Source organism: Bacillus sp. GbtcB14 (assembly GCF_019091205.1).
Classification (GTDB): domain Bacteria; phylum Bacillota; class Bacilli; order Bacillales; family Bacillaceae_G; genus Bacillus_A; species Bacillus_A cereus_AG.
The window spans coordinates 411999-421438 of sequence record NZ_JAGXJT010000004.1 but is presented as its reverse complement, the minus strand read 5'-3'; the positions used below and the strand labels follow the sequence as shown (position 1 = coordinate 421438).

The window sequence follows — 9440 nt, the reverse complement described above, 5'->3', positions numbered from 1 at the left end:
GACGTAGAGGCGCTTTTTGCCTCGTAGGAAGACGCGAAGCCACCGGAGATTCTAGCTGCTGGAACTGGATTAAGTAAAAAGCGTAAGCAGCTCGTTCAGAATGGTAGGGGGATGGAGCTTCTGACGTAGAGGCGCTTTTTGCCTCGTAGGAAGACGCGAAGCCACCGGAGATTCTAGCTGCTGGAACTGGATTAAGTAAGAGCGAAAATGGCTTATCTATTCTTCCTCATAATAGGGTGAGTAGAAAAAAGAAAGAAATATGAAAAGCGAAGACAAATTTTCTTGTCTTCGCTTCTTGTATTTGTGTTTCAACGTATTGATTAAAACTAGATAAAAGGGTTACAATAGTGAATATTACCCTACTTGAACTTATTGCCTTTCATTATTAATTATTTGCCTTCCGTATTTTTTCCCTTTACCCATGTGAAAAGAGAATAACGTTAAAGTGTGGTGTCTGAATGAATTTGTCAATTGCAGCATTAGAAAACATGAAATTAAAAGAGTTATACGAGCTTGCGAAAGAATTTAAGATTTCGTATTATAGCAAATTAACGAAAAAAGAGTTAATCTTCGCTATCCTAAAAGCTCGAGCAGAAAAAGAAGGTTTCTTCTTCATGGAAGGCGTATTAGAAATTATTCAATCAGAAGGATTTGGATTCCTACGTCCTATCAACTATTCTCCAAGCTCAGAAGATATTTATATCTCAGCTTCGCAAATTCGTCGTTTCGATTTACGTAATGGAGACAAGGTTTCTGGTAAAGTACGACCTCCGAAAGAAAATGAACGCTATTTTGGATTATTACAAGTTGAAGCTGTAAACGGAGATGATCCAGAGTCAGCAAAAGAGCGTGTGCATTTCCCTGCATTAACACCATTATACCCAGATCGCCAAATGAAATTGGAAACGGAACCGAAAAAGTTACCGACACGCATCATGGATTTAATCGCACCAGTTGGATTTGGACAACGTGGTTTAATTGTCGCGCCTCCAAAGGCTGGTAAAACAAGTCTATTAAAAGAAATCGCACACAGTGTTACAACAAATCACCCGGAAGCTGAATTAATTGTACTTTTAATTGATGAGCGTCCAGAGGAAGTAACAGACATTGAACGTTCTGTTAAAGGAGATGTTGTAAGCTCTACTTTTGATGAAGTACCAGAAAATCATATTAAAGTAGCGGAACTTGTGTTAGAACGTGCAATGCGTCTTGTAGAGCACAAAAAAGATGTTATCATTTTAATGGATAGTATTACCCGTTTAGCGCGAGCTTACAACCTTGTTATTCCACCAAGTGGTAGAACATTATCGGGTGGTATCGATCCAGCTGCCTTCCATAGACCGAAGCGTTTCTTTGGAGCTGCACGTAACATTGAAGAAGGCGGTAGCTTAACGATTTTAGCAACAGCACTCGTTGATACAGGATCTCGTATGGACGATGTAATTTACGAAGAATTTAAAGGAACTGGAAATATGGAACTTCACTTAGATCGTTCATTAGCTGAGCGTCGTATCTTCCCGGCAATTGATATTCGCCGTTCTGGTACACGTAAAGAAGATCTATTAATTCCGAAAGAACATTTAGACAAGCTATGGGGTATTCGTAAAACAATGCGTGATACACCAGACTTTGTCGAAGGTTTCTTACGTAAACTTCGTCAAACAAAGACAAATGAAGAATTTTTACAAAACATTGTTGCAGACTCAAAAAGATATGTAACAACTAAGTAAAGGGAAAAGATTGGGACTCGCTTATTTCGTAGTAAGCGAGTTTTTTATGTTTTTTTAAGGAAATGCTAAAGAGAGTAATATATGGGGGAATTTTGTTTTTGAGATGAAAATCATATTTGGGTCGAGAGCTTGAAGTTTTCTGGATTCTGAACGAGCCACTTGTGCTTTTAATTTTTATCCAGTTCCTGCGGCTAGCTCTTCGTGTCTAAGAACCTCTCGCACTAAAGGTAAAAAGCACCTTTTGTACGAGAGAACCTTAGCCATTCAGAGCTGAACGAGCCGCCTACACTTTAATTATATCCAGCTCCAGCGTCTAGAATGGTCGGTGGCTTCGCGTCTTCCTACGAGGCAAAAAGCGCCTCTACGTCAGAAGCTCCACCCCCCTCCCATTCTGAACGAGACGCTTGCGCTTTTATTTTTTAAAAAGACAAAAACAGGTAGTTGCAAAATGGAGTTAGCCTTGTTATAATTTCATCATATGTGTTTCATCAATATAGTTGTGTAAGCAGCTGAAGATGAAAAACTCTGTTTCGAAAATGATTCAGGGCGGAAGGAGATGAAAAGAATGAAAGCAGGAATCCATCCAAATTACAATAAAGTTGTATTTATGGACACGAACACAGGCTTCAAATTCTTAAGCGGGTCTACTAAAGGCTCTAGCGAAACTGTTGAGTGGGAAGATGGTAACACTTATCCATTACTAAAAATTGAGATCAGTTCTGATTCTCACCCATTCTACACTGGACGTCAGAAGTTTGCTACTGCAGACGGACGTGTTGACCGCTTCAATAAGAAATACGGTATCAAGTAATAAAGAACATAAAACAGGCAAGTGTATGTATTCGCTTGTCTGTTTTTTTTGCAAAAATATTAAACCTTTACCCTACTTTAGATTAGGAAAGTAGATGAAAGGAGAGCTCAATGTACTTAATGAATCAAAATGGTTGGATTGAAGTGATTTGCGGGAGTATGTTTTCTGGGAAATCAGAAGAGCTCATCCGCCGTATACGCCGTACGCAATTTGCAAAACAACATGCGATTGTATTTAAACCATGTATTGATAATCGTTATAGTGAAGAAGATGTTGTATCACATAATGGATTAAAGGTTAAAGCAGTTCCTGTTTCAGCTTCGAAAGATATATTTAACCATGTAACAGAAGAAATGGATGTTATTGCAATCGATGAGGTACAATTTTTTGATGGGGACATTGTGGAAGTGGTGCAAGTATTGGCAAATCGTGGCTATCGTGTCATTGTAGCTGGATTAGACCAAGATTTCCGTGGTCTACCATTTGGACAAGTTCCTCAGCTGATGGCGATTGCTGAACATGTAACTAAATTGCAGGCAGTTTGTTCTGCATGCGGATCTCCGGCAAGTCGTACGCAACGTTTAATCGATGGAGAACCAGCAGCATTTGATGATCCAATTATTTTAGTTGGGGCTTCAGAATCGTATGAACCACGTTGTCGTCATTGTCATGCAGTACCTACAAAACAAAGATAAATGAAACTCGCTATGTAGAGCGGGTTTTTTTCAAAATAGATGAAGATTGGTGGCCAGCTCTTTGTACAGCTAAGAACTTTAGGCAGTCAGAGCTGAGCGAGCCGCTTGCGCTTTTAAATGATATCTAGTTCTGGTGGCTAGCTCTTCGCATCTAAGAACCTTCCGCCCGAAAGGTAAAAAACAACCTTTAGGTCGAAAGAACCTTAGCTGGGCAAGCCACCTCCACTTTTAAATATATTATCTAGCTCCAGTGGCTAGAATCTCCGGTCACTTCACTCTCTCACTCGAAGCAAAGAGCGCTTCAAGGTCGAGAGTTCCAAATAGCCTGCGATTCTGAACAAGCCACCTGCGCTTTTAAATATAATTTGCGTTTTTTTGATTAAGTACCATATACTATTTGTATTAGATACTAGGATGTAGAGGTGAATGGTGTGTTAGATCGTTTGCAAGCTGTAGAAGATCGTTATGAGAAGTTAAATGAATTGTTAAGTGACCCAGAGGTTATTAGCGATACGAATAAGCTTCGTGAGTATTCAAAGGAACAATCTGATATGCAAGAAACGGTAGAGGTGTACCGTGAGTATAAAGATGTTCGTGAGCAATTAAGAGATGCAAAAGCAATGTTAGAAGATAAGTTAGACGCTGATATGCGTGACATGGTAAAAGAAGAGGTTTCTGAATTAGAAGGACAAGATAAAGAATTGTCAGAGCGTCTGAAAATTTTACTTGTTCCAAAAGATCCTAATGATGATAAAAACGTTATCGTTGAGGTTCGTGGTGCTGCTGGTGGTGATGAGGCAGCTTTATTTGCTGGTGATTTATATCGTATGTATAGCCGTTATGCTGAGGTACAAGGTTGGAAAACTGAAATTATCGAAGCAAGCTATACAGAGCTAGGTGGATATAAAGAGATTATCTTTATGATTAACGGTAAAGGTGCGTTCGCGAAGCTGAAATTCGAGAATGGTGCTCACCGTGTACAACGTGTTCCTGAAACGGAATCTGGTGGCCGTATTCATACATCTACAGCAACTGTAGCTGTATTACCAGAGGCAGAAGAAGTAGAAATTAGTATTCATGAAAAAGATGTTCGTGTTGATACGTTTGCTTCTAGTGGTCCTGGTGGACAAAGTGTTAATACAACGATGTCAGCGGTACGTTTAACACATTTACCGACTGGTGTAGTTGTATCGTGTCAGGATGAGAAGTCACAAATTAAGAATAAAGAAAAAGCAATGAAAGTATTACGCGCACGTGTTTATGATAAGTTTAGACAAGAAGCGCAAGCTGAATATGATCAAAACCGTAAACAAGCTGTTGGTACGGGTGATCGCTCAGAGCGTATTCGTACGTATAATTTCCCGCAAAACCGTGTTACAGACCATCGAATCGGTTTAACGATTCAAAAGCTAGATCAAATCTTACAAGGTAAGTTAGATGATTTCATCAATGCCTTAGTGATGGAAGATCAAGCTCAAAAGATGGAGGCAGCTGAGTAATGCGTGTCTATGAAGCCCTGAAATGGGCTTCTTCTTTTTTACAGGAAAATGGACGAGATGAAAATGCGGGAGAAATTGTCCTTTGTCATGTATTAAAGACGAACAGAACCGGAATGCTCATGAATATGCGTGAAAAAATAACTGTGGAGCAAGAAACAAGTTTTACGGAGTTTATTCACAAGCATGTAGAAGGTATTCCTATTCAATATATGATTGGTTATGAAATGTTTTATGGACGGTCATTCTTTGTGAATGAAGAAGTATTAATACCAAGACCGGAAACAGAAGAGCTTATAGTGGGAGTGTTAGAAAGAATCGAGCGTCATTTTGATGATGAGAAACTGCATGTGGCGGATATCGGTACAGGTAGTGGAGCGATTTCTATTACGCTGGCTTTAGAAAATAAAAATCTTCATGTGTATACGGTAGATATTGCACAAGAGTCGATTGAAGTTGCGAAAGAAAATGCAAAAACTTTGGGCGCAGAAGTAACGTTTTATCATGGTGATTTATTGTCACCATTTTATCAAACAGGTCAAAAGTTAGATGTTGTTGTTTCAAATCCTCCATATATACCGGAAGAAGATTGGCGTGGCCTTTCTCCTGTGGTGAAAGAGCATGAGCCAAAGAGAGCACTTGTTGGTGGTGAAGACGGATTAGATTTCTATCGCCGTTTTATGGAAGAGTTGCCGAATGTATTGCAGAAGAAAGCAATTGTGGCATTTGAAATTGGAGTAGGGCAAGGTGAGGATGTAAAAGGGCTGTTACAACAAGCTTTTCCACATGCTCATGTTGAGATTGTGTTTGATATTAATGGAAAAGATCGTATGGTATTTGCAGAGATGGAGTAAGGTTCACGCCTTACTCTATTTTTTGTGGGAAAATTTATATAGATTTTGAATTTAATAGTTTAGAAAAATGAAAGTCTGTCCACACTGTTTGTAGAAGGGACGGTGGAGGAAATGAAAAAACAAGTTATTGCTTATCTTCTTCTATTATTAATTGGTGCACAGTTGCTTGTGCAGTTTGGATATATGAAAGCTGATGCGAAAGGGCCTTCAGTTATTCCGAAAGAGGCCGTTCGATTACGAATTTTAGCAAATAGTGATTCAGATAAAGATCAGGCGTTAAAGCGCAAAGTGCGTGATGAAGTAAAAACACAAATTGATGGATGGGTAGCGGATTTAACTTCATTTGAGGAGGCACGTAAAGTCATTCAAAGTCATATTCCAGAAATCGAAAAAACAGTGGCGAATACGTTGAAACAAGAAGGAAGTAAAGATTCATTTCAAGTGAAATTTAGTAAGAATGTAAAGTTTCCTACAAAGGTATATGGGAATTTCATTTATCCAGCAGGGGAATATGAGGCCGTATTAATTACAATTGGGGAAGGTGAAGGGGCAAACTGGTGGTGTGTATTATTTCCGCCGATGTGTTTCTTAGATTTTTCAAGTGGTACAGCTGTAAGGAAGGAAGAACATGTTGTGAAGGCGGAATCTCCTGAAGAGGAGCAGGTACAACTAGATGAGGAAGTAGTAGATACAGAAGAGAAGAAAGTGGATAAGGTAAAAGAAACGAAAGTTGTAAAGCAGGAAGTAGCAAAAAAAGTAACAGCTTCTGAAAAGAAAGTAGTAAAAAATGAAACAAAAGTCGAAGAGCAGCCTGTAAGTAAAGAAGAAACAAAAACTGTGGAAAAAATGGAGAAACCTGTGGAGAAAAAACAAGAAAAGAAAAATGAGTATGTAAAAGTAGAAGAGGAAGAAGAAAAGCCAGAAGTTAAATTGTTTATTGTAGAAGCTTTTACATCTTTATTCTCTAAATAGTACTATTAATAAACCCCTCCTCATATATAAAAATGAGGAGGGATTTATTATGAAGAAAGTGTATTTTGCTACGAAAGCAGATGTGGAAAGATTGCATTCTTTTTTCGGACAAGCTAATAAAAAAGATGATAAAATAAATGAGTTGTACGCGCAATTTATGATTTTGGAAGAGGCGGAAGAAATACGGGCTGTCATCGGATATGAACAAAGTGAAGAACACGCACTGATTCGTTCTTGTTTATTCACACCTAATGTGGATAAACAGACTTTCTTATATTTTTTTGAAATGTTTTTGCAGTATATGAACGAAAAAAATATTCGACAATTGTACTTACTAACAAATCATCCACAATCTATAACAATCTTTCAGTTTTTTGACTTTGTTACTATAGAGAAAGAAAACGTACCAGAGGGAATTCGACAGTTAGAACACTTTTGTAAAAATATAAAAGAGCCAAATGCAATAATACTAAATTGTCAGCTATTCACAAAGTTATCCACGGATTAATTAGGTTTATCCACATTTTGTGGATAAACCTTGTTTGTCTTTTGGGTAAATCTCATAGTAAACTAAAAATAGACAAGTATTTCAGGGTAGAAAAGGACGTGGGAAAAAATGCATACAAATATGTGGGTTGTGGATAATGTTGTGGAAAGAAAAAAATATTATCCACAGTTACAAGAAGCAGCAAAATTATTAAGGGAAAATGAGGCGATTGCCTTCCCGACAGAAACGGTATATGGACTAGGTGCAAACGCGATGAATGATGAAGCAATCGCGAAAATTTTTGAAGCGAAAGGAAGACCGAGTGATAATCCACTGATTGTCCACATCGGTACAAAATCGCAGTTAGATGGGATTGTGAAGGAAATTCCACCAGTTGCAGAGAAGTTAATGGAGCATTTTTGGCCAGGCCCGTTAACAATTATTTTACCTAGAAAAGAAGGGATTTCAGAGAAGGTGACGGCAGGACTTAATACGGTTGGAGTAAGAATGCCTGATCATCCAGTAGCGCTTGCTCTTATTGAAGAGGCAAATGTACCTGTTGCAGCACCGAGTGCGAATCGTTCAGGTCGTCCAAGCCCGACGTTAGCGTCTCACGTATATGAAGATTTAAATGAGAAAATCGCAGGAATTGTAGATGGTGGTGCAACAGGAGTAGGTGTTGAGTCAACTGTAATTGATTGTACGAGCGCAGTTCCAACGATATTACGCCCAGGCGGGATTACGAAAGAACAATTGGAAGCAGTGATTGGTACGGTTTCTTTAGATCCAGCTTTAAAGGACGAGAAAGAAAAACCGAAATCACCTGGAATGAAATATACACATTATGCACCGAAAGCGCCACTTAGTATTGTTGAAGGATCACGTGAGTTTATTCAGCGCCTTGTGGATGAGAAGAAAGAAGAAGGATTCAAAGTGGGTTTATTAACGACAGAAGAGTATCAGCATGTATATAGCGCGGATGTTGTATTATCTTGTGGTGTTCGAAGCGATTTAGCTAGTGTGGCGACTAAATTATATGATGTACTTAGAACGTTTGATGCAAGTGAAGTGGATGTTATTTTTAGTGAGTCGTTCCCGAATGACGGAATAGGGAATGCAATTATGAATCGCTTAACAAAAGCAGCAGGACATCATATTATTACTGAATGATAAGGTACGATTAGCAAACAGAATATTTTTCCTCGGATAAGCATATTGTGAAGTAGCACGTCCGAGGAGGGACATGAATGACGTTTGAACAGCTAATACCTTTAATAATTATGGCATTCGCCTTAGGAATGGATGCGTTCTCGGTGAGTCTTGGCATGGGAATGATGACCTTAAAGGTAAGACAAATCCTGTATATCGGTATGACGATAGGGATATTTCATATTATTATGCCATTTATAGGGATGGTATTAGGTCGTTTTTTATCAGAGAAGTATGGAGACATTGCACATTTTGCAGGTGCTATTTTATTAATTGGACTAGGATTCTATATTATATATTCCTCTATTTTGGAGAATGAAGAGACTAGAACGGCCCCTATTGGAATTAGCTTATTCGTATTTGCATTTGGCGTTAGTATAGATAGTTTTTCAGTAGGGCTTAGTCTTGGTATTTACGGAGCACAGACAATTATTACGATATTACTTTTTGGATTTGTTAGTATGTTATTAGCGTGGATTGGTTTATTAATTGGTAGACATGCGAAAGATATGCTCGGTACATATGGTGAGATAGTAGGCGGTATCATTTTGGTTGGATTTGGATTATATCTCCTTTTTCCTATATAATTTTAAGGAGGGGGGCGTTATGAACAGGTTATTGGAATGGTATGTTAAGTTTTTAACCTTCTTTCCTCGATGGATAAGAAGACTTATAATTTTGGGTATTATTTTGCAAATTTCAATTTTAGGTTGGATGAAGTTAATTCGCGAATGGTAGGATGGTTCCTTTCTGTGCATAGTTTTGTTTGTACTATACTCATTGCGCTAAAAAATTACACATATAGAAAGGATGAGATGAATGACGAGATTGAAGCAAGTTTTTGGTATTATTATTAGTTTTTTTGTTTTTTGGTTTAGTATGCTCGGTGTACAAATGTTTGCTGAGTTTTTAGATATTGAGTCATTGAAGTTTGTTGCAGGAAAAACGGAGGCGGCGCGTGCCTTTTATTCTCCGTATCCATTTTTAATTGTTTTTCTTATTACGTTACTTTCTTTATATTTCTTTGTGATAAAGCTTGGTAAACCTAAAAAAGAGAAGTTACCTGCATTAGAGGAAAAAAAGGAAGAATTATAAAAAAAAATCCCCCGCTTTTTAGCGGGGGATTTTATGTCTGGGTGATGAAAGCGGCAAGAATGGTCGTGGCTTCGCGTTTTCCTGCGAGCCG

10 protein-coding genes are annotated in these 9440 nt (G+C 38.3%); all 10 read left to right on the top strand.

Annotated features, from left to right (window positions below; genetic code table 11):
* Positions 1-458: 458 nt before the first annotated feature.
* The 10 genes from rho to KVT31_RS14715 all read left to right on the top strand — a co-directional run bounded on the left by rho (position 459) and on the right by KVT31_RS14715 (position 9349).
* The gene (gene rho / locus KVT31_RS14760) at positions 459-1730 is read left to right on the top strand and encodes a transcription termination factor Rho (protein WP_001053898.1); all 1272 of its coding nucleotides are present in this window, start codon (positions 459-461) and stop codon (positions 1728-1730) included.
* A gap of 565 nt (positions 1731-2295) precedes the next feature.
* On the top strand, positions 2296-2541 hold the full coding sequence (locus KVT31_RS14755; protein WP_000643447.1) for a type B 50S ribosomal protein L31: 246 nt from the start codon (positions 2296-2298) through the stop codon (positions 2539-2541).
* A 110-nt stretch (positions 2542-2651) separates the two neighbouring features.
* The gene (locus KVT31_RS14750) at positions 2652-3236 is read left to right on the top strand and encodes a thymidine kinase (protein WP_000281086.1); all 585 of its coding nucleotides are present in this window, start codon (positions 2652-2654) and stop codon (positions 3234-3236) included.
* Between the two features lie 431 nt (positions 3237-3667).
* On the top strand, positions 3668-4735 hold the full coding sequence (gene prfA / locus KVT31_RS14745) for a peptide chain release factor 1 (protein ID WP_002096180.1): 1068 nt from the start codon (positions 3668-3670) through the stop codon (positions 4733-4735).
* Positions 4735-5586 (top strand): peptide chain release factor N(5)-glutamine methyltransferase, encoded by an 852-nt coding sequence (gene prmC, locus KVT31_RS14740; protein ID WP_088098505.1) that lies wholly within the window; start codon positions 4735-4737, stop codon positions 5584-5586. Before prfA ends, prmC begins: the two co-directional genes overlap by 1 nt.
* A gap of 111 nt (positions 5587-5697) precedes the next feature.
* Complete coding sequence (gene spoIIR / locus KVT31_RS14735; RefSeq protein ID WP_088098582.1) at positions 5698-6558, top strand: stage II sporulation protein R; 861 nt, start codon at positions 5698-5700, stop codon at positions 6556-6558.
* Between the two features lie 49 nt (positions 6559-6607).
* The gene (locus tag KVT31_RS14730; RefSeq protein ID WP_000758432.1) at positions 6608-7066 is read left to right on the top strand and encodes a GNAT family N-acetyltransferase; all 459 of its coding nucleotides are present in this window, start codon (positions 6608-6610) and stop codon (positions 7064-7066) included.
* A gap of 108 nt (positions 7067-7174) precedes the next feature.
* Positions 7175-8215, top strand: a complete 1041-nt coding sequence (locus tag KVT31_RS14725) for an L-threonylcarbamoyladenylate synthase (protein WP_088098504.1) — start codon at positions 7175-7177, stop codon at positions 8213-8215.
* A 77-nt stretch (positions 8216-8292) separates the two neighbouring features.
* Complete coding sequence (locus KVT31_RS14720; RefSeq protein ID WP_071743641.1) at positions 8293-8841, top strand: manganese efflux pump MntP; 549 nt, start codon at positions 8293-8295, stop codon at positions 8839-8841.
* A gap of 232 nt (positions 8842-9073) precedes the next feature.
* Entirely contained in the window at positions 9074-9349 is a 276-nt protein-coding gene (locus tag KVT31_RS14715; protein WP_088098503.1) for a DUF3935 domain-containing protein, read from the top strand.
* Positions 9350-9440: the final 91 nt, after the last annotated feature.